Source organism: Ectopseudomonas alcaliphila (genome assembly GCF_900101755.1).
Lineage (GTDB): Bacteria > Pseudomonadota > Gammaproteobacteria > Pseudomonadales > Pseudomonadaceae > Aquipseudomonas > Aquipseudomonas alcaliphila.
The window spans coordinates 1-19,179 of sequence record NZ_FNAE01000011.1 but is presented as its reverse complement, the minus strand read 5'-3'; the positions used below and the strand labels follow the sequence as shown (position 1 = coordinate 19,179).

Below are 19,179 nucleotides of genomic sequence, written 5' to 3'. Positions count from 1 at the left end.
AGTGGGTTCCGGTGGCAGACGTAGCCCGGATGCAATCCGGGGCATGTACAGGCAGGAGGCCCCCGGATTTCATCCGGGCTACGGCAGTTTATAGCCGAACGATTCGATCACCCTGGTCGCTTCCGCGCCCTGCAGGTACTCGACCAATGCAGTCGCGGCCGGGTTGTTCGCGCCCTGCTCGAGGATCACCGCGTCCTGCTTGATCGGGTCGTACATGGTGTCCGGCACGATCCAGGCCGAGCCGCTGCTGACCTTGCCGTCCTTGTACACCTGCGACAGCGCGACGAAGCCCAGTTCGGCGTTACCGGTGGAGACGAACTGATGCGCCTGGGTGATGTTCTGCCCCTCGACCAGCTTGGTTTTCACCGCCTCGCTCAGGCCCAGCTTGGCCAGCACCTGCATCGCTGCCAGGCCATAGGGCGCGGCCTTCGGATTGGCGATGGCCAGGTGCCTGAACTGGCCGGCCTTCAAGGCCGCATCGGTGCCGTCGAGGTAGCCGGCATCGGCCGACCACAGCACCAGGCTGCCGATGGCGTAGGTGAAACGCGAGCCGGGCACGGTCGCGCCCTCGCGCTCCAGCCTGGCCGGCGTCGTGTCGTCGGCGGCGAGCAGCACATCGAACGGCGCGCCATGCTTGATCTGCGCATAGAACTGCCCGGTGGCGCCGAAGGAGGCCACCAGCTTGTGCCCGGTGGCTTTCTCGAATTCAGCCGCGATGGCCTGCATCGGTGCGGTGAAGTTGGCGGCTACCGCGACTTTGACTTCGTCGGCGATGGCGCCGCTGGCGGACAGCAGGCCGAGGGCGAGCAGGCTGTGCTTGAGAGGCTTGAGCATGAGGATTCCTTGTGGAATCGATCCTGATGACAGACCGGATGCGCAATCCTACATCGTTATGTTCATTTATATATAGCGGTCGCTGAATTGGCTAACGGGCGGCGTCAGCATCACTTGAAGAACTGGCTGGGCGTGGTGCCGAACTGCTTCTTGAACATGGTGGCGAAGGCGCTGGGGCTGTCGTAGCCCAGCTCTCCGGCGATGTCGATGATCTTCTCGCCCAGGGCGATGCGCTCCAGCGCCAGCAACAGACGCGCCTGCTGGCGCCACTGGCCAAAGGTCATGCCGGTGCCTTTCTGGAACAGGCGCTGGATGGTCTTCTCGTCCAGGCCCAGGCGGGTGCTCCAGTCGGCCAGGGTGGAGGCGTCGCCGGGGTTGTCCTGCAGCGTCGTGCAGATCGTCTGGATGCGCGGATCGGCCGGCTGCGGCAGGTGCAGCGGCAGGGTCGGCAGAATGCGCAGTTCATCGAGGATCAGGCGCATCACCCGCGCCTCGCGCGAGTCGTCGGCGTAGGGTTGGCTGATCGCTACGGCAGCGCGGATCAGCTCGCTGAGTAGCGGCGAGATGGCCACGGCGCGGCACTCGGCGGGCATGTCCGTCAGGCTGTCGGGGCGTACGAAGACGCTGCGCATCCGCACGCTGCCGATGCAGCGGATCGCGTGCACCTGGCCGCAGGGCATCCAGATGCCCCGGCTCGGCGGCACCGTCCACTGGTTCATCACCGAGGTCACCACCATCACCCCGGAGATGGCGTAGATCAGCTGGTGCTTGTTGCGGTGCGAGTGCGGCTCGATGACGGCGTTGAGCGGGTAATCGGTGGCGCTGCTACTGACCAGCCAGGGCGAGGCGTCGATCTCGGCCAGCAGCTTTTCGGGTAATCGCATACCTATGCCCTTTTTGCGAAGGTTGTTGCCTTGTCTTCGTGAGACAGGCGGTTGGGCGCAGCCTAGCATAGCGCCGTTCCTCACCTCGTCCGGAAGCTTCAAGCATGTCCAGCAGCCCTGCCGCTACCTCCCTGGCCGGCGCCTCGCCCGTCAGTCAGGCCAGCCCCCTGGTGATGCGCGTGATCGGCGCCTGCGCCCTGGCGCACCTGATCAACGACCTGATCCAGGCGGTGTTGCCCGCCATCTATCCGATGCTCAAGTTCAACTACGGCCTGAGCTTCGCCCAGATCGGCCTGATCACCCTGACCTTCCAGCTCACCGCCTCGCTGCTGCAGCCCTGGGTGGGTTATCACACCGACCGCCATCCCAAGCCCTGGCTGCTGCCGGCCGGCTCGCTGTGCACCCTGGTCGGCATCCTCATGCTGGCCTTCGTCGGCAGCTTCCCGGCGATTCTCCTGGCCTCGGCGCTGGTGGGCATCGGCTCCTCGACCTTCCACCCCGAGGCGTCGCGCATCGCCCGCCTGGCCTCGGGCGGCCGTTACGGCCTGGCGCAGTCCACCTTTCAGGTCGGCGGTAACGCCGGTACTGCCTTCGGCCCGCTGCTGGCGGCGGCCATCATCATTCCCTACGGCCAGGGCAACGTCGCCTGGTTCGGTCTGTTCGCCGTCTTCGCCATTGTCGTGCTGTACGGGCTGAGCCGCTGGTATCGGCACCACCTGACGCTGTTCAAGCTCAAGCAGGGCGGCGTGGCCACTCACGGCCTGTCGGCCGGGCGGGTGAAGTTCGCCCTGCTGATCCTGGCGCTGCTGGTGTTCTCCAAGTATTTCTACATGGCCAGTTTCACCAGCTACTTCACCTTCTTTCTGATCGAGAAGTTCGACCTGTCGGTGGCCAGCTCGCAGCTCTATCTGTTCCTGTTCCTCGGCGCAGTGGCGGCCGGCACCTTCTTCGGCGGGCCGATCGGCGACCGCATCGGGCGCAAGCAGGTGATCTGGTTCTCCATCCTCGGCGTGGCGCCGTTCTCCCTGTTGCTGCCGCATGTCGACCTGTTCTGGACCGGCGTGCTGAGCATGCTGATCGGCTTCATCCTGGCCTCGGCGTTCTCCGCCATCGTGGTCTTTGCTCAGGAACTGATGCCGGGCAACGTCGGCATGATCGCCGGGCTGTTCTTCGGCCTGATGTTCGGCTTCGGCGGCATCGGCGGGGCGCTGCTGGGTTATCTGGCGGACATCCACGGCATCGAGGAGGTGTTCCTGCTGTGCTCCTTCCTGCCGCTGCTGGGCATCCTCACCGCGCTGCTGCCGTCGCTGAAGGCGCATTAACTACCCGCAAGGAAAAGGAACAGGGACGAATGAAAGACGTTGATCGGATGCTGCTTGGCCTGGGCGTATTAATACCGTTCTGGCTGTTCCTCGGTGTGTTGCTGACAGCGCTGGCCTATCCTGGTTACAGCCACCTGGATCAGGCCATGAGTCAGCTGGGGGCGCAGGGTTCACCCACCCAGGGCTTCTCGGCCTGGGTCAACAACCTGCCGCTGGGCGTGTTTTTCGTGCTCTTCGCCGTGGGCGTGATGCGCCGGGTGCGCGGCTCGCGGCTGGCGTCGTTCAGTGCCGGGCTGATCCTCGTCCATGGGCTGGCCAGCTTCGCCACCGGCTACTTCGCCTGCGACCAGGGTTGCGCGCCGGCACAGCCATCCTTCTCGCAGCATATGCACAACCTGGCCGGTCTGGTGATGTTCCTCTCGCTGACTCTGGCCAGCCTGCTCTGGGGCCTTTTGAGCAAGCGCCTGCTGGGCTCGCGCGGCTTCGCTCTGTTCTCCGTCGCCTGCACCGCGTTGGGCGTGGCCACTGTGGTGCTGATGGCCCAGGCCGTCGAGGTCGGGCAGTGGTTCGGCCTGTATCAGCGGATCAACTACGGTATCTCGGTGGTCTGGGTCGCAGGCCTGGCGCTGATGCTGTCGCGAAGTCGTGCTGGTTCCCTCAGGTTCGATACAGCTTGAGGCTCTCCACCCGCGCCCGGTAGGCGCCGAGGCGCTCCTTGAGCTGATCCTTGCGGGCGCTGGCGACGCAGTGCAGCAGCACGTTCAGCGCGCTGGTCAGGCCGCCGGTGGATTCGAGGATCAGGCCGGTCTTGGTTTTCATGGTGACGATGTGCGGCGTGTCGATATGGCGGGCGATGCCGTATTCGTCGGTGAACACCACCAGGTCGGTGTGCTGCTGCAGGCAGTTGTTGGCGAAGGCGATGCCTGCGTCGGCATAGGGCGCGATGTCGATCAGGATCACGCAGCAACGCTGGTTGTGGCTGTCCAGCCACTGGCCCAGCACGCCGCTGTAGAGGTCGAGAAATTCCACCCCGGAGCGCACCAGGGCCAGGCGGTTGGCGAAGTCCTCGGCCAGCCCGCGAATGGTCTGGAAGCCGCAGACGAAGACCCGTTCGGCCTCTCCCACGCGCGCCACGATATCGCGCCAGTGCTGGCTGCCGAGCAGCTCGGCGAAGGCGCGCAGGGCTTCGATTTCCTCGTTGAGGTGGGCCACCAGGTCTTCCGGCTGCTCGACCCGTTCGATCAGCGCCGGGTTGAGCAGCGATTGCACGCGCACTTCGTCGCGCAGCTCGTCCTTCAGGCTTTTCAGGCCCTTATAGCCGAGCCGGCGCAGGAAGCGGCTGACGGTATTGGGGCTGACCCCGCTCTTGGCCGCCAGGCTGGCGCCGTTCTCGAAGGCCAGGGTCTCCAGGTTGGCCTGGATATAGACCCACAGGGTGCGCTCGGCCGGCGTCAGCTTGCCTTCCAGGTGTTGCATCTTGCCATCGAGCATGTCCGATTCCCCTGCCATGCCAAATCGTTCTGACATTTAAATGTCAATGTGTTGATCTTTGGAAGAAATATATTCTACTCTGCAGTCGTAACGCAAAGAGCTGTCGATTGGCCGTTACCTGGGCGAAGAAAGCCGGTAGAGCCTTTCCGCTACGCAGTCGACGCTCACGCTTCCTGCCGCAACAAGCAAATGTCGCGCCCTGCGCGGCCACAACAGTGGAGAACAGGAACATGCCCACACTGCGTCATCTCACCCTGTGCGTCGCTCTTGGCAGCGGCCTCGTCACTGGCGCCGCCCAGGCCGCCGAACAACTGCGCCTGTACAACTGGGGCGACTACATCAACCCCGAGGTGCTGACCCGCTTCACCGCCGAGACCGGCATCAAGGTGTCACTCGATACCTACGGCAGCAACGAAGAGATGCTGGCCAAGCTGCAGGCCGGAGCCAAAGGTTACGACATCGTCTTCCCCTCGGTGCACATGCACGACACCTTGTCCGCCCTCGGCCTGCTGGAGAAGACCGACATCAACCAGGATCCCGCCTTCGCCAACATCGATCCGGCTTTCCTGCGCGCCAAATCCGACCCCAAGGGCGAATACTGCATGCCCTACGCCTGGGGCACGGTGGGCATCTTCTACAACAGGAACAAGGTCTCCAAGCCGATCGAGAGCTGGGACGACTTCTTCGCCGAGGCCAAGGCCGGCAACAAGGTCATCATGCTCGACGACATGCGCGAGACCCTCGGCGTCGGCTTGATCAAGAACGGCAAGTCGGTCAACAGCAGCGAGCCGGACGAGCTCAAGCAGGCCGCCGACTGGCTGATCGAGCGCAAGCCGCTGATCTCCGCCTTCACCTACGACAGCGTGCCCATGGTGCAGTCCGGCGACGCTGCCGCCTCGCACTACTTCGTCGGCGCCATGATGTACGTGAAGCAGGATCCGCAGAACCTCGCCTACGTCATCCCCAAGGAAGGCGCGACGATGTACCAGGAGGACATGTGCGTGCTCAAGAGCGCGCCAAACAAGGCCAGCGCCAAGCGTTTCATGAGCTTCTTCCTGCAGCCCGAGATCGCCGCGCTGAACACCGCGCAGCAGATGAACGGCACGCCGAACAAGGAAGCGCTGAAGCTGCTGCCGGCCGAGCTGCGCGACAACCCGCAGGTCAACCCGCCGGCCGAGGTCATGGCCAAGCTGCAGATCTTCGAGGATCTGGGCAAGGGCCTGAGGCAGTACGACCGGGTGTGGACGCGGGTACGTACCGCCAACTGAGCCCGCCAGGTCGCGGCTGAAGCCCCCTGTAGGAGCCGCTTCAGCCGCGATTACTCCGATATCAGTGGAGTCCTCCATGACCGTTTTCACCCAAACCGCGCCGGTGGTCGAGATCCGTGGCGCGGTCAAGCACTACCGTGCCCCCGAAGGGCATCTGGTGCGCGCCCTCGATGGCCTCGATCTGGCCGTTGGCGCCAACGAGTTCGTCACTCTGCTGGGGCCATCCGGCTGCGGCAAGACCACGCTGCTGCGCACCATCAGCGGTTTCGAGCAACTGGACGGCGGCGAGCTGTTGATCCAGGGCCAGCCGATGAACCTCGTGCCACCGCATCGTCGCCCGGTGCACACGGTGTTCCAGAGTTATGCGCTGTTCCCGCACATGAGCATCGGCGACAACGTCGGCTATGCGCTGGACGTGCGCGGCGTGGGCAAGACCGAGAAACGTCAGCGCGTCGGCGCGGCGCTGGAGATGGTCGGCCTGGCCGGCATGGAGCGGCGCAAGCCTGGTCAGCTCTCCGGCGGCCAACAGCAGCGCGTGGCGCTGGCCCGCGCCATCGTCGACCGCCCGGCCTTGCTGCTGCTCGACGAGCCGCTGTCGGCGCTCGACCGCCAACTGCGCCAGGCCATGCAGCGTGAACTGAAGACTCTGCAGCACGAATTGGGCATCGCCTTCGTCTTCGTCACCCACGATCAGGAAGAAGCGCTGACCATGAGCGACCGCATCGTCGTGCTCAATGGCGGTCATATTCAGCAGATCGGCGCTCCGGCGGAGATCTACCACCGCCCGGCCAACGCCTTCGTCGCCGGCTTCATCGGCGAGAGCAACCTGTTCGACGTGCACGTCGGCTCGGTCAATGACGGCGTCGCCTACCTGCTCGACAGCCAGGGCGACCTGCTGCAGGCGTGCCACCCTGACCTGCGCGTCGGCCAGAACGCCCAGCTCATGCTGCGCCCCGAGCAGTTCCATCTGCAGTGTCCCGGCGGAGGTTTCGCCGCGCTGGAAGGGCGCCTCGAACAACTGCTGTTCATCGGCAAGGATTTCGAGCTGCTGCTGCGCACCGCGCACGGTCGCACGGTCAAGGCGGTGCTGCGTGATGCCGCGCAGCAGGGCCTGCAACGTCTGCGCACGGGCGACAGCGTGCAGCTCTGGTACGGCCTGGAGGCCGCGCACCTGATCCCCGGAGGTGCCTGATGCTATTGCGCGAGCACCTGCGCCTGGTCGGCCTGCTGACCCCGGTGACGCTGATCATCGGCGTGTTCTTCCTCGCCCCGCTGAGCATCATGGCGGTCTACAGCCTGCTTGAGCCGGGGCTCTATGGCGGCGTCGAGTGGAGCTTCTACCCGGACAACTTCGGCCGGGTGCTGGGCTGGGCCGATGGCACCAATGAGGACTTCGATCCGGTCTACCTGGAAATCATCCTGCGCTCGTTCAAGCTGGCCGGGCTGACTGTGCTGGCGACCCTGGCGCTATGCTACCCGGCGGCCTTCTGGGTGGCGCGCCAGCCGGAGCGGATGCGCAACTTCTGCCTGTTTCTGATCACCCTGCCGTTCTTCACCAGCCTGATCGTGCGCCTCTACGCCTGGCTGCTGATCCTGCGACCCAGCGGCTTCATCAACACCACGCTGCTGGCGCTGGGCATCCACAACCCGGTGGAGCTGATCTACACCGAGACAGCGGTGCTGATCGGCATGACCTACATCTTCATCCCGTTCATGTTCATGCCCGTCTACGCCAGCGTCGAGAAGCTCGACAAGCGCCTGCTGGAAGCCTCGGCCGACCTCGGCGCGAGCCGCTGGCAAAGCTTCTGGAAGGTGATCTTCCCGCTGACCCTGCCGGGCATCGCCGCTGGCTCGATCATCGTGTTCATCCCCAGCCTGGGCAACTTCATCGTGCCGTCGCTGCTTGGCGGCGCGCGCGTGCTGATGATCGGCAGCCTGGTCGAGCAGCAGTTCCTCGCCGCGCGCAACTGGCCGTTCGGCGCGGCCCTGGCGATGCTGCTGATGGCCGCCGTACTGGTGTGCCTGGTGCTCTACGTGCTGGCCCAGGGGCGCAACAGCGCACAGGAGGCCAGCCGATGAACGCCTTGCTCGCACGCCTAGGGCGCCGCCTGCTGGGCGGCTACAGCTTGGCCTTCTTCGTCTTCCTGTACCTACCGATCGGCCTGATCGTCGCCTACTCGTTCAACAGCAACCCGATCAACATGATGATCTGGGACGGCTTCAGCCTGGACTGGTACCGCTCGCTGTTCGGCCTGTCCACCAGCCTCAGCGAGAACGCGCTATACGTCGAGTCCACCGACCAGTTGCTGGCCGCGCTGCGCACCAGCCTGGTGGTGGCGCTGACCACCACGGCGATCTCCACGGTGATCGGCACGCTCACCGCGCTGGCCGTGGCGCGTTATCGCTTCCGTTTGCAGAAGTTCTACCGGGTGCTGCTGTTCATGCCGATGCTGATGCCCGACATCGTGCTCGGCATCGCCCTGCTGATCTTCTTCGTCGGCGTCGGCCTGCCGCTGGGCAAGGTGTCGATCATCATCGGCCACTGCACCTTCCTGATCAGCTACGTGTTCCTTATCGTCAGTGCGCGCCTGGCCGGCATGGACACCCGGCTGGAAGAGGCCTCGGCCGATCTCGGTGCCTCGCCGTGGACCACCTTCCGCCGTGTGACCTTGCCGCAGATCCTGCCCGGGGTGGTTGGCGGCGCGCTGCTGGCGTTCATCATCTCGATGGACGACCTGGTGATCACCTACTTCATCGCCGGGGTCGACTCCACCACGCTGCCGGTCTTCATCTACGGCATGATCCGCCGCGGCATCAAGCCCGAGATCAACGCCATCGCCACCCTGCTGCTGATCGCTTCGCTGCTGATCGCCGCCCTCGGCCTGTACTTGCGGGGCCGCAAGCCCGCCACTTCCCAGGATGACTCCCATGGCTAAACCTCGCGCCCGCGAACTCGGCCTGCCGCTGCCCGGCACCCCCGGCCCGTACAACGCCATCACCGACGTACCCGGCGTGCTGGTCGGCTACCGCACCTTGGACGGCGTGGCCGACAACGGCCGGCGCATCCAGACCGGCGTCACCGCCATCCTGCCGCGTGGCCGCGATGCCGAAGCGCAGCCGGTGTGGGCGGGCTTTCATGCGCTCAACGGCAACGGCGAGATGACCGGTACCCACTGGATCGAACACGGCGGCTACTTCGTCGGTCCGCTGTGCATCACCAACTCGCACAGCGTCGGCATCGTCCATCACGCCGCCACGCGCTGGACCATTCGCCAGTACGCCGACGCCTGGCAGCGCGAGCACCTGTGGGCCATGCCGGTGGTGGCCGAGACCTATGACGGGGTGATCAACGACATCAACGGCCAGCACGTCAGCGAGGCCGACGCCCTGGCCGCACTGGACGCGGCAAAGGGCGGCGCCATCGCCGAGGGCAACGTCGGCGGCGGCAATGGCATGATCTGCTACGGCTACAAGGGCGGCACCGGCAGTGCCTCGCGCCTGATCGAGATCGACGGCCAGACCTACACCCTCGGTGCCCTGGTACAGGCCAACCATGGCCAGCGCGCATGGCTCAAGGTCTGCGGCGTACCGGTCGGCGAGCGTCTGGAAGATGAGCTGCCGGCCGGGCTGGATCGCGAGCGTGGTTCGATCATCGTCATCCTCGCCACCGATGCGCCGCTGCTGCCGCACCAGCTCAAGCGTCTGGCGCAGCGCGCCGGCCTCGGCATCGCCCTGGCCGGCACGCCGGGTGGCAACAACTCCGGCGACATCTTCCTGGCTTTCAGTGTGGCCAACCCGCGGCCATTGCCGCAGGTCTCGCAAACGCGGCTGAACCTCGAATATCTCAACGACGAGTGTTTCGACGCCCTGTATCTGGCCGCCGTGCAGGCCACCGACGAGGCGGTGCTCAACGCCATGCTCGCCGCCGAGGACTCGCCGATGCAGAAGCCAGAAGGCATCTGCCGCGCCATCGATGGCCAGCGCCTGCGTGAACTGGTGGTCGGGGCGTGATGCGTAGCCCGGATGCAATCCGGGGACTCGGTATCGTCCGTTCCCCGGATTTCATCCGGGCTACGTGAAGCTGGTCACCGGGTAGGGTGCGCCGTGCGCACCAACGGTTGCTGGCGTGATGCTGGAAAAGAATGGCGTGTGGATTTTTCGCCGTGTTTATATCGCGCTCTCATCGCAACCGCCTGCAAGGAAGGACAGCCATGATCACCTGCTACCTGCGCTACATCGTCGATCCCTACAAACTCAAGGAATTCGAGCACTACGCCAAGCTGTGGATTCCGTTGGTAGGGAAGTTCGGCGGCACGCATCATGGCTACTTCCTGCCCTCCGAGGGCGCCAATGACGTGGCCCTGGCGCTGTTCAGCTTCCCCAGCCTGGCCGACTACGAGCGCTATCGTCAGGATTCGTTCGTCGACGCCGATTGCCAGGCGGCCTTCCGTTACGCCGAACAGACGCGTTGCATCCTCAGCTACGAACGCAGCTTCTTCCGGCCCGTGTTCGAGTAAGTCGAGGCATGGCCCTGGCGGGCCACTTGGCAGTATCGAGGGGCGTTCTGGTGTGCCTGTCGTGCTGCACTGGCTTGAACGTGCGTCAACCGATCCGCCGCCATACGCTGGCCAGCCAGGGTTGCTGGTCGCGTGGCAGGCCCGGGGGGCGGTAGTAGTGCTCCAGCTCTGCGAAGCCGGTGGCCGTGAGCCGCGCGCGCCAGCGTTCGAGGTCGTGGTAGCTGCCGTAGCGCGGGCCGTTCCAGCCTTCCTGATTCTCGCCGCGCGGGTTGGAGCTGAACAGCACGCCGCCGGGCTTGAGCGCCGCGTGCAACTGGCCGAGCACGCGTGGCAGCTCCTGGTCGGGCACATGGAACAGGCTGGCGTTGGCGAAGATGCCGTCGAAATGCTCGGCCGGCAGGTCCAGTTCGAGAAAGCTCTGTTGCCACACCTGGCAGCCGCTGTCGGCGCGCGCCATGGCGACGAACTCGGCGCAGCCATCCAGGCCGATGGCCTCGTGGCCGAGCCCGCTGAAGGTGCGCAGGTCACGCCCCGGCCCACAGCCGAAATCGAGGATGCGCCAGGGCTTTTCAGCCTCGATATGGCGCAGCAGGGCGGCGATGTTCTGGCTGACGTCATGGTCGCGGGTGCCCTCGCGAAAATCTTCGGCGCTGCTCTGATAGTGGGCCAGGGTAAGGGCGCTTATCTGGGCAAGTTCGTCAGGGCTCAGGGGCATGGCGAGTGTTCCGGCAAAAGAGCGCATTAAAACCGCTTATCGAGGCGCGCGGCCAGGGCTGCATGCCGCTTGGGCGTCAACCAATGAACCCGCGTACCGCTTGCGCAGTCCCATTTCTGAGGGGGGTAGACCGACTGGTTGCAGTCGAACGCCCACAATCAGGAGATAACGCGATGGTTACGCACTACAAAGTCTCTGGCCACCTCGCCTGTGGCTCTCATGGTGAAAAACTGCCCTCCACCACCGAGCTGGCCAAGGTCAAATGCCGCAATTGCCGCAAGACTGAAGTCTTCACCGAAGCTCGACGTAACTCACGCAACGCCGCGCGCCGTGCCGCTCGCCGCGAGAAGGTCGCTCACGCTGTCAACGACTGGCGCACGTCCTGGGAGGCGCGTCTGGCTGCCTTGCCTGGTCTGCAGCGCCTGCCCCGTGGTTTCGGCGATCAGGCATTCGTCTAGCCTGGGAAGTTGCAGGAGGGATTACCTCCTGCATCCGAACGCGCTGCCAACACCTGTAGGAGCCGCGCCCCGCGGCGAATGGAGCGGGCAACTCATTATGGCTGTACGGCCGCATTCGTCTTCGCGCCGGGGCGGCGCTCCCACAGTGACCGGTCGAGGCGCTGTGTCGCAAGTGGTCCCATGCAAGGTGTATGGCCGGGGTAAAGCGGGTCGTGTGTCTCTGACCCTCCGCGCTGTCCATGGCGCAATCTGCGCAACAGCCTGTTCCCGGGTTTGCCCCGTGGCGGAGCTTTGCCTTAGATTGGCCGGCTAACCTCGACCGGCACTGCCCGGTCATGCCTCGAGATTTTCGCCGTGTCCGCTGCTCCCGTTTCCGTCTACCGGCTTCCCGGTTTCCTACCGTTTCTCATCGCCCGCATCGTGGTGGTATTCGCCGTTCAGATCCAGGCCATCGTGGTGGCCTGGCAGGTCTACGACCTGACCCGCGATCCACTGTCGCTGGCCTATGTCGGCCTGGCCCAGTTCATTCCCATGCTGGTGCTGTTGATGCCGGCCGGCGACCTGATCGACCGCTACGACCGCAAGCGGATCCTCATGCTCAGCTGGCTGGTCGAAGGCGTGTGTGCGGCGGCGTTGCTGTGGTTGTCGCTGAGCGAGGCGGCCGTCAGTTGGTACTACGCGGTGCTGGTGCTCTACGGCTGCGGCCGCGCCTTTACCGGGCCGGCGTTGTCCAGCCTGCTGCCGCAGATCGTGCCGCGCGAGCGCCTGGCCGCAGCCATTGCCGCCAACAGCATGATCATGCGCGGCGCGACCATTTCCGGGCCGGTGATCGGTGGCGGTCTGTACGCCATAGGGGGGGGCGGGCTGACCTATTCGGTGTGCCTGGCCTGCTTCCTCGCCGGTTGCGCACTGCTGCCGCTGGTACCTGTGCGTTACGCGGAAAAGATGCAGGCGCTGGAGTCCACCGCCTGGGCGCGTTTTACCGCCGGCATCCACTTCATCCGCACGCGGCCGATCATCCTCGGCACCATCTCGCTGGACCTGTTCGCCGTGCTGCTCGGCGGCGTGATAGCGCTGCTGCCGATCTACGCCCAGGAGGTGCTGGAAGTCGGTCCGACAGGCCTGGGCCTGCTGCGCAGCGCCATGGCCATTGGCGAAGTATCGGTGGGTCTGTACCTGAGCATGAAGCCGTTCAACCGCCATGTCGGCCTGGTGATGTTCGGTGCTGTGGCGCTGTTCGGTGTCGCCAACCTGGTGTTCGCCCTGTCCAGCCTGTTCTGGCTGTCCTTCGCCGCGCTGGTAGTGGCCGGCGGCGCGGACATGGTGAGCATGTACATCCGCTCATCCCTGGTGCAGTTCTCCACACCGGACACCATGCGCGGTCGGGTCAACGCTGTGAACATGCTGTTCATCGGCTCCTCCAACGAGCTGGGCGAATTCCGCGCCGGCACCAGCGCGGCGTGGTTCGGCGTGGTGCCGGCCGCGCTGATCGGCTGCGCCTGCACCCTGACGGTGACCGGTGGCTGGATGCTCGGCTTCAAGAGCCTGCGCAAGGTGAATCGCTTCGAGGATGCTTCGCCGGGGAAGGTGACCTAGCGCCTCCGTTTCAAGGCGTAGCCCGGATGAAATCCGGGTGCTTTGTCTGTTCGGAGCATCGAGGGAATGGTGGGCATGAAACTGATAGTTTCACTGCGATGAACCTTCAATCTTGAAGGTCCATCGACCTGGTTGGATAGCGATGCCCTTCAGGAGGTTTGAATGATCAGAAAAATAGGGACAGCCCCATTCTGCCGATCAGAAACAACAGCAAAATCAGGAAAAAGATACGGATGAATCCGCTTCCATAACGCAGTGCCAGGAAAACGCCTGTCAGAGACCCAGCGATATTGCACAGGCCTACGATGCCACCTGCCAGCCATAACACATTGCCTGATGGCGCGAAGAACAGCAGCGCCGCGCTGAACGTCCCCAAGTTGATGAGCTTGGCGGAAGCCGAAGCGTTCAGGAAATCAAAACCGAAAAACCTGACGAATACGAAAAGCAAGAGGCTGCCACTGCCGGGGCCGAATACGCCATCGTAGAAACCGAGTAGTGCACCGAAGAATATGCCGAGCAGAACTTCTCGCCTGCCATGTTGCTGGTTGCCTTGGTGTTGCCCAAAGTCCTTCCTGATAAAGGTGTGGACGGCCATGGCGATCAGGAGCACAAAGACGGCATATTCCATGAGCGTCTTGGGAATGAGTGATACCGAAAGAGCACCCAAGAAAGAAAATACGAAGGCAGAGATCATCGTGGGTAGCATGAGCGTCCAGACGATATTTATTCTTCTCAGGTAACCCGAGATAGACGAAATATTTCCCAGTAATACCGCCAGTTTGTTTGTGCCGAACACGGTAGCCAAACTATGTTGCGGTAATGCATGCAAAAGTGCAGGCACTTGCACAAGGCCGCCGCCGCCAACTGCCGCATCAATCAATCCACCGCAGAACGCAAAGAAACCGAGTGCAACAATGGCGTACTCAAAACTCATCATGCATTTCCCAGTTTGGGGATATTAGGGGCGGTGACATACAGGGCTATCCATTTACAGGTAAGGGTGTGGGTATTTCGCTTGCAGGGCGAAACGGAATACCCACGCGCGTATTTAAACGGATGTCGTCATGCGGTTAGCGCACGGTGAAGTCCATGGAAGGCATTGCCCACTCGTTGGTTGTAATCCAGCATTACTTCCTTGAGTTTGGTAATGTCGAATGCGATAGCGGTGTTGCGACTATAGGCCTGCGCTGCAGCTAATGCATGCAGGCCGTGCCTGTTCTCGACCTCGCCAGAGTGCCCCATGACATAGCCTTTGGCATTGCGCAAGGCACGGTTATCGGCACTCAGGGAGGGGGTGTAGGAGAGGAGTTTTTCTTCGACATATTGCGCAATGAAGTTGTACTCCCGGCCATTCCATAGCTCCGAAGCGATGGATGTCATCATGGCGTTCAATATGGACTGCTTGTGCTCGGTTGTGTCCATGGGGAACTTGTGTCCCGCTACACCCACGTTGTAAAGAAATTCGGAGAATTCATTGCACTCGCTTACGATGAAGGGGGCTTCTTTCCAACGAGAGGCGTTGAAGGCATCGGTCATGTAGTCATACATGCCATCGTGCCCTTCATGGCCAAGTCCGAAGTCATCTTTCGCGACTTCATGCATGTGCGCCATCACATTGCTATAGCCAAGATGCCTTTCGGTAGGGATCGAGACGGCATCTGCCGCCAGGCGCATGATGATCTTTGCGGATACCAAACTGGTTGTCTTGTGGGTCTCATTCCAGCCGTTGAAAAATCTCAGAACGCCATCATCCGCTTCCTGCTTGGCCAGAAACGCATGGAAACATTGCTCTGCCCAAGATTGGGCTTCCTGGGTCGTGTCATGGCAGAGAACTTCGTGCATGACCAGCTGAATGCTGGGAACATGCTCGACATAAGCTGGAATGGGAGCCCTGCGAGAGTCGCTGGTGATCAGGCGGCCAGGTATCTTCAATGCGGCAATATTTTGGGGTAGAGCCTCGATGAACGTTTCGCCCAGTTGCTGCATGGACATGTGCTGGTGAATTGCCGAAAAATGATTTTTCAGTAGAGTGGAGGTCATCGTTTTACCTTTATCCTTAAAGGAGTCACTAATTAAATGCGGTGGTTGCTCAATGCAGCCGAGTTGGCCCGATAACGCTAAGTTGATTGAATGCACTGAACAAGTAACTTATAGTTAGTTGTCTATTCACTTTTAGTGAGCGGTGTTGCAATGGAATTGTCACAGCTGAAAATGTTCAAGGTGGTTGCCGACCATGGCAGCATCGTACAGGCCGCTAGAGTGCTGCACTGTGTTCCATCCAATATAACGAATCGACTCAAACTCCTTGAGCAGGAGTTGGGGGTGGCGCTGTTCATTCGCAAAGGCCGAGGGCTTGTCATCAGTCCCTCGGGCGAGTTGTTTCTCGGCTATGCTAATAAGATTCTGGCTGTGTGTCAGGAAGCCAAAAGAGCACTCGCCCCGGATGCAGTGCCCTCTGGTGTGCTGAAGATCGGTGCTATCGAGTCCGCAGCCACAGGGCGATTACCGATTTTATTATCCAAGTACCATCATCTTTATCCCGATGTGCAGATGCAATTCAGCACTGGGACATGGTCTCAATTAATAAATGATGTGGTAGGGCATAACCTGGATGGTGCAATCATCGCAGTCAATACAACACATCCAGATATTGCTCAGGTAGAGGTCTATAAGGAACCGCTGGTCATGATTGCATCTCCCTCTGTCGGTGCAATACGTGCACCACAGGATTTGGAGCAGATGAACATATTCATGTGGCCTGAGGGGTGCCCATATCGACGTGCACTTGAAGGATGGCTGAATGAGCACCACGTATCGGCTGCCATCACCAGCATCGCCAGTTATGGAACCATCCTCGGTTGCGTCAGTGCCGGGGCAGGCGTTTCCCTAGTACCTGTAGGGGTTTTCGAACAGTTCAAGAAAATTGGGAATATCAGTGGCTATACCTTTAGCCAGTTATCGCCTGTGCAGAATTATTTCGTATGGAACAAGCATGTAGGCTTTCATCGAGCCAAGGATGTATTTGCTGAGTTGCTGCAGAATGAGTTTAAAAGGCTATAAATCTGGTGGTGGAACTGGCCGCCCACTATGAGATCGCCGTGCTGCTGGTCACCCATGACCTCGACGAAGCCTCCTACCTCGGGGAAAGGGGAAAGAGGACAGATTTATTTATTGACCCGCGTCACTGGTGCCCGAAAATAAATCTGTCCCCTTATCCTTACTTATCCTATCCCGTTTATTTTTACTATTTTTTCGTCTCAATTGGGTTCTTAAGGGGCGGCAGGTTATCTATGTGACGTTGAGCTGCGGGGCAGTCACGATCTTTTGCTGCTTCAAGGTAAGCAAGTCTTTTTTCTCGCTGCTCAGGTGTCTTGGCGGCTGGCATTGCCATGCTTAGATCGAAATAGGCCTCTGCCTCAAAAGCACTTCTCGTAAGGTTGGGCATTGCCAGCGCATATGGCATATTTTTATGGCATCGCCGATATATTATTGCAGGGGCAGGGTAGTATGTATTAAATTTTTCGGAATCGTTGAGCGACTGCTCTAGTAGCATGGTGAGTTGCGCTTGTGTGATCTCTTTAGAGCACATCCCTGCTAGGGCATAAATCGCAGGTAAATACCCTTGGTTCGCACTTTTCTTGAAAAGAGGGCAGGATCGATTTCGCTCTTCTGGGGGCGTAAATGGTACTGTAAGTGCCAGGCCGAGTCTGTACTGGGCCCATGCATTGTTTTTTGATGCCAGTCTTTCCAGTGCTGGTATGGCATTATGAGTTTCCTTCAAGAAATTACTCATAAGCTCTTTTTTATCTGGCGTTGGTATGTGCGGCGAGGTGAGGGCGTCCAATTGCTCTATGCTTAATTGGGCTGATTCAAGATGACGTTTGGCTTCTAGGTAATCACTGCTCTCTGGCGGTATAGACTTGCACGCCGACAGAGCTGCCAGCAGGATTATGGTGTTTGTTTGGATTTTCTTCATGTGGGATGTGCTTTTATCTTGGTTGCGAAGAAAGTTGGACAGATTTAATCGTTGGTTAACGATGTTGTGCTGTAAGTAAACTTGTTACCTTTGTTGTGTGTTTAGTTGTTAGAGGCTTTCACATTTGCCATTTTTGATGAAGCTCTTCAGTGCTGATTTGTATAGCGTTAGCGGGGTGTCACCACTGTTGAATACTCTAGAAGGCAAAGCCAGTATGTGTGAGAAAGTCTTGGAGTTGACGGAGTAGGTTTCATGCGAGCATATGCTGCCGCTATTGGCTAAGACAAAGCTGAATTTATATATTTCGTGGCGCTTACAGGTGCTTGGTATCAGGCCTAAAGAAAGTCCGGTCAGGTACTCTTGTGTACAGGCACCGCCTGATGAACGCTCTAGTATTATGATTTCTAACGTCTGATCCGGCATTGTCGTTGCTGTATTGCTAATGTCTTTTGCTCTTGGAAGTATTAGCGTCGTTGCCTCGTAAGCACTCTTGCCGAAACGGGTGTTTTCCCAAGGTGACGTAATGCTGTAAGTGAAGTTAGAGATTTCTTGCCCTGTTGCGACGGGAGTGTTGTTATCTATCTGTGGGCTGATTTCGTAAGAAGTGCAGCTTGTACAAATCAAAAATAATAAAAAAATTGCAGGGGAAGATGTTTTTTGTCTGTGCATGTGCTGTGCGTCCCTAGCGCCTCAATAACCAGCACAGCTTTGCTACGTCCGGCGTCGTGGGCGCGAAATTAGTTGACTTGTTATGTGCTTTTCCAAAATTTCCACCACGGTTTTACTTTTGCAATTTTGACCGGTGAGTTTGGAAATAATATTTCTCCATTGTCTGCGCTTACGTCGAAAAAGCCTACGGAGTGCTTTATGGCTAACTCCCGCATTTTTAAATAAGCCTCTTCGGCTACCGACCAAGAAAATGCCGAATATATTACGTGCTTGCCTATGCAATGGTCAGTTACTTTGGGGTTGTCATCATCCTCAGAAGCAAACGGACCATTCATTGGAGGGAAATGCTCGATCATTTCTTTGAACCACGCTTGCAGTCCCTCAGTCGATACTTCGTGATCTTGGTACGAATGATCTTCTGCCCACTCGGTTTGTTTGGCATACCACACCATAAAATCTTTTCTTTCTTTTGGCGCCGCCGTCGGCTCAAATACCATTAAGTCGTAACTCATGCTTTAACTCCGTGGGCACATAGCGTTTGGTTAGGGAGAAAGAGGGAAAAAGGGGGTGAATTTATTTATTGACCCGCATCACTGGTGCCCGAAAATAAATCTGTCCCCTTTTCTGGATATACCAGTTGTTAGCCTATACGCTCATCACTTTTCTAGCTTCGATCAGCTTTTTGCAGTATATGGCCACACGAGGCTTGGAGCTTGCAACTCTAGATAACACCGATTCCATTTCTCTAGGGTCAGCAAATGGAAATATATCTAGATTAAGAGCAATTAAAAGCTTACGCGTATCTGAACTCTCTCTTAGCCAGCGCTCTGCCGTTCTGGCTATCGCTGAGCCATTGTCCTCAGTTTGCCAAGCAAGAAGATTGAATAGTTCTGCGACCAACTCGAATGGGACATTCCTAGGGATCTCACTGTAAAGCCGTTCCGCAAGATTTAGCTCGCCAAAAGTCTCTGCCACCTTGCGTACTAGGTCGAAAGACTCATCATATTCTCGATCATCTCGTTCTTTACAGATTGCCTCAAAGGCACTTGCAATTACTGGATTCATTTGAGCAGGCTAACGTTTGGTTAAGGGGCGGGCTTTAGCCCGTCCCAGAGAGCGAAGCGAACGATTTGAATGCTGTAATGGACTCTCTCCGCGCCACAGTTCTATACCGAGAACGGTGGTGACTGAAATTGGGAGTGTCGTGATGAAGCGAATTGCAGTTGATCTGGCCAAGTCCGTTTACCAAGTTGCCGAGAGTGTCCGTTCCGGCCAGGTGGTGCAGCGCAAGCGGCTGAACCGAGAGGCGTTCCGGCGATATATACAGGAGCAGACCGAGTCGGTCGAGTGGGTGATGGAAGCCTGTGGCACAGCGCACTATTGGGGGCGACTGGCGCAATCGCTCGGCCATCAGGTGAAGTTGCTGCATCCACGTTACGTGCGGCCCTA

21 protein-coding genes and 1 pseudogene are annotated in these 19,179 nt (G+C 59.9%); 12 read left to right on the top strand and 10 right to left on the bottom strand.

The annotated features are described in order from the left end of the window. Positions 1-78: 78 nt before the first annotated feature. On the bottom strand, positions 79-834 hold the full coding sequence (modA, locus tag BLR77_RS22720) for a molybdate ABC transporter substrate-binding protein (protein ID WP_074682152.1): 756 nt from the start codon (positions 832-834) through the stop codon (positions 79-81). Between the two features lie 110 nt (positions 835-944). Then, on the bottom strand, positions 945-1,718 hold the full coding sequence (locus BLR77_RS22715) for an AraC family transcriptional regulator (protein WP_074682150.1): 774 nt from the start codon (positions 1,716-1,718) through the stop codon (positions 945-947). A 104-nt stretch (positions 1,719-1,822) separates the two neighbouring features. Here BLR77_RS22715 and BLR77_RS22710 point away from each other — a divergent pair, with 104 nt between their 5' ends. Together BLR77_RS22710 and BLR77_RS22705 are read left to right on the top strand one after the other, a co-directional pair. Then, entirely contained in the window at positions 1,823-3,040 is a 1,218-nt protein-coding gene (locus tag BLR77_RS22710; RefSeq protein ID WP_074682148.1) for an MFS transporter, read from the top strand. Positions 3,041-3,069: 29 nt separating this feature from the next. Continuing rightward, positions 3,070-3,717, top strand: a complete 648-nt coding sequence (locus BLR77_RS22705; RefSeq protein WP_074682146.1) for a DUF998 domain-containing protein — start codon at positions 3,070-3,072, stop codon at positions 3,715-3,717. Here BLR77_RS22705 and BLR77_RS22700 read toward each other — a convergent pair. Continuing rightward, positions 3,698-4,549, bottom strand: coding sequence for a MurR/RpiR family transcriptional regulator (locus BLR77_RS22700; protein ID WP_238380612.1), 852 nt, complete (start codon positions 4,547-4,549; stop codon positions 3,698-3,700). The two genes, BLR77_RS22705 and BLR77_RS22700, sit on opposite strands and share 20 nt — an antisense overlap. Before the next feature lie 212 nt (positions 4,550-4,761). On the opposite strand from BLR77_RS22700, the gene BLR77_RS22695 reads away from it, so the two are divergent. The 6 genes from BLR77_RS22695 (at position 4,762) to BLR77_RS22670 (ending at position 10,316) form a co-directional block, all read left to right on the top strand. Further along, entirely contained in the window at positions 4,762-5,799 is a 1,038-nt protein-coding gene (locus BLR77_RS22695; RefSeq protein WP_074682142.1) for a polyamine ABC transporter substrate-binding protein, read from the top strand. Between the two features lie 76 nt (positions 5,800-5,875). Then, positions 5,876-6,991 carry an ABC transporter ATP-binding protein gene (locus BLR77_RS22690; RefSeq protein WP_074682140.1) on the top strand — a complete coding sequence of 372 codons (1,116 nt, stop codon included), beginning with the start codon at positions 5,876-5,878 and terminating at the stop codon, positions 6,989-6,991. Next, positions 6,991-7,878, top strand: a complete 888-nt coding sequence (locus tag BLR77_RS22685) for an ABC transporter permease (RefSeq protein ID WP_074682138.1) — start codon at positions 6,991-6,993, stop codon at positions 7,876-7,878. Before BLR77_RS22690 ends, BLR77_RS22685 begins: the two co-directional genes overlap by 1 nt. Next, a complete protein-coding gene (locus BLR77_RS22680) occupies positions 7,875-8,735 on the top strand; it encodes an ABC transporter permease (RefSeq protein ID WP_074682136.1) in 861 nt (286 codons plus the stop codon). Before BLR77_RS22685 ends, BLR77_RS22680 begins: the two co-directional genes overlap by 4 nt. Next, on the top strand, positions 8,728-9,810 hold the full coding sequence (locus BLR77_RS22675; protein ID WP_074682134.1) for a DmpA family aminopeptidase: 1,083 nt from the start codon (positions 8,728-8,730) through the stop codon (positions 9,808-9,810). The genes BLR77_RS22680 and BLR77_RS22675 overlap by 8 nt, the downstream gene beginning before the upstream one ends. A 200-nt stretch (positions 9,811-10,010) precedes the next feature. Further along, positions 10,011-10,316, top strand: coding sequence for an NIPSNAP family protein (locus BLR77_RS22670; protein WP_074682131.1), 306 nt, complete (start codon positions 10,011-10,013; stop codon positions 10,314-10,316). Positions 10,317-10,401: 85 nt separating this feature from the next. On the opposite strand, the gene BLR77_RS22665 is transcribed toward BLR77_RS22670, so the two are convergent. Beyond that, positions 10,402-11,031: a class I SAM-dependent methyltransferase gene (locus tag BLR77_RS22665; RefSeq protein ID WP_074682129.1), complete on the bottom strand. Its 630-nt coding sequence runs from the start codon at positions 11,029-11,031 to the stop codon at positions 10,402-10,404. Positions 11,032-11,204: 173 nt separating this feature from the next. On the opposite strand from BLR77_RS22665, the gene BLR77_RS22660 reads away from it, so the two are divergent. Together BLR77_RS22660 and BLR77_RS22655 are read left to right on the top strand one after the other, a co-directional pair. Next, complete coding sequence (locus tag BLR77_RS22660) at positions 11,205-11,489, top strand: hypothetical protein (RefSeq protein ID WP_074682127.1); 285 nt, start codon at positions 11,205-11,207, stop codon at positions 11,487-11,489. A gap of 354 nt (positions 11,490-11,843) precedes the next feature. Continuing rightward, entirely contained in the window at positions 11,844-13,085 is a 1,242-nt protein-coding gene (locus BLR77_RS22655) for an MFS transporter (protein WP_074682125.1), read from the top strand. Between the two features lie 166 nt (positions 13,086-13,251). On the opposite strand, the gene BLR77_RS22650 is transcribed toward BLR77_RS22655, so the two are convergent. Next, the gene (locus tag BLR77_RS22650) at positions 13,252-14,019 is read right to left on the bottom strand and encodes a sulfite exporter TauE/SafE family protein (protein ID WP_074682123.1); all 768 of its coding nucleotides are present in this window, start codon (positions 14,017-14,019) and stop codon (positions 13,252-13,254) included. Between the two features lie 128 nt (positions 14,020-14,147). Next, a complete protein-coding gene (locus tag BLR77_RS22645; protein ID WP_074682121.1) occupies positions 14,148-15,125 on the bottom strand; it encodes a hypothetical protein in 978 nt (325 codons plus the stop codon). A 150-nt stretch (positions 15,126-15,275) separates the two neighbouring features. Here BLR77_RS22645 and BLR77_RS22640 point away from each other — a divergent pair, with 150 nt between their 5' ends. After that, positions 15,276-16,145: a LysR family transcriptional regulator gene (locus tag BLR77_RS22640; RefSeq protein ID WP_074682119.1), complete on the top strand. Its 870-nt coding sequence runs from the start codon at positions 15,276-15,278 to the stop codon at positions 16,143-16,145. A 184-nt stretch (positions 16,146-16,329) separates the two neighbouring features. Here BLR77_RS22640 and BLR77_RS25330 read toward each other — a convergent pair whose 3' ends face one another. The 4 genes from BLR77_RS25330 to BLR77_RS22620 all read right to left on the bottom strand — a co-directional run bounded on the left by BLR77_RS25330 (position 16,330) and on the right by BLR77_RS22620 (position 18,795). After that, complete coding sequence (locus BLR77_RS25330) at positions 16,330-17,061, bottom strand: SEL1-like repeat protein (RefSeq protein WP_139203079.1); 732 nt, start codon at positions 17,059-17,061, stop codon at positions 16,330-16,332. Between the two features lie 108 nt (positions 17,062-17,169). After that, complete coding sequence (locus tag BLR77_RS25325; protein ID WP_074682115.1) at positions 17,170-17,730, bottom strand: hypothetical protein; 561 nt, start codon at positions 17,728-17,730, stop codon at positions 17,170-17,172. A gap of 80 nt (positions 17,731-17,810) precedes the next feature. Continuing rightward, positions 17,811-18,242 carry a hypothetical protein gene (locus BLR77_RS22625; protein ID WP_074682113.1) on the bottom strand — a complete coding sequence of 144 codons (432 nt, stop codon included), beginning with the start codon at positions 18,240-18,242 and terminating at the stop codon, positions 17,811-17,813. 133 nt (positions 18,243-18,375) lie between these two features. Next, positions 18,376-18,795: a hypothetical protein gene (locus BLR77_RS22620; protein ID WP_074682111.1), complete on the bottom strand. Its 420-nt coding sequence runs from the start codon at positions 18,793-18,795 to the stop codon at positions 18,376-18,378. A 142-nt stretch (positions 18,796-18,937) separates the two neighbouring features. Between BLR77_RS22620 and BLR77_RS22615 the strand changes: the two are divergent. Next, positions 18,938-19,179 (top strand): annotated as a pseudogene (locus tag BLR77_RS22615) (IS110 family transposase); the annotation flags it as partial.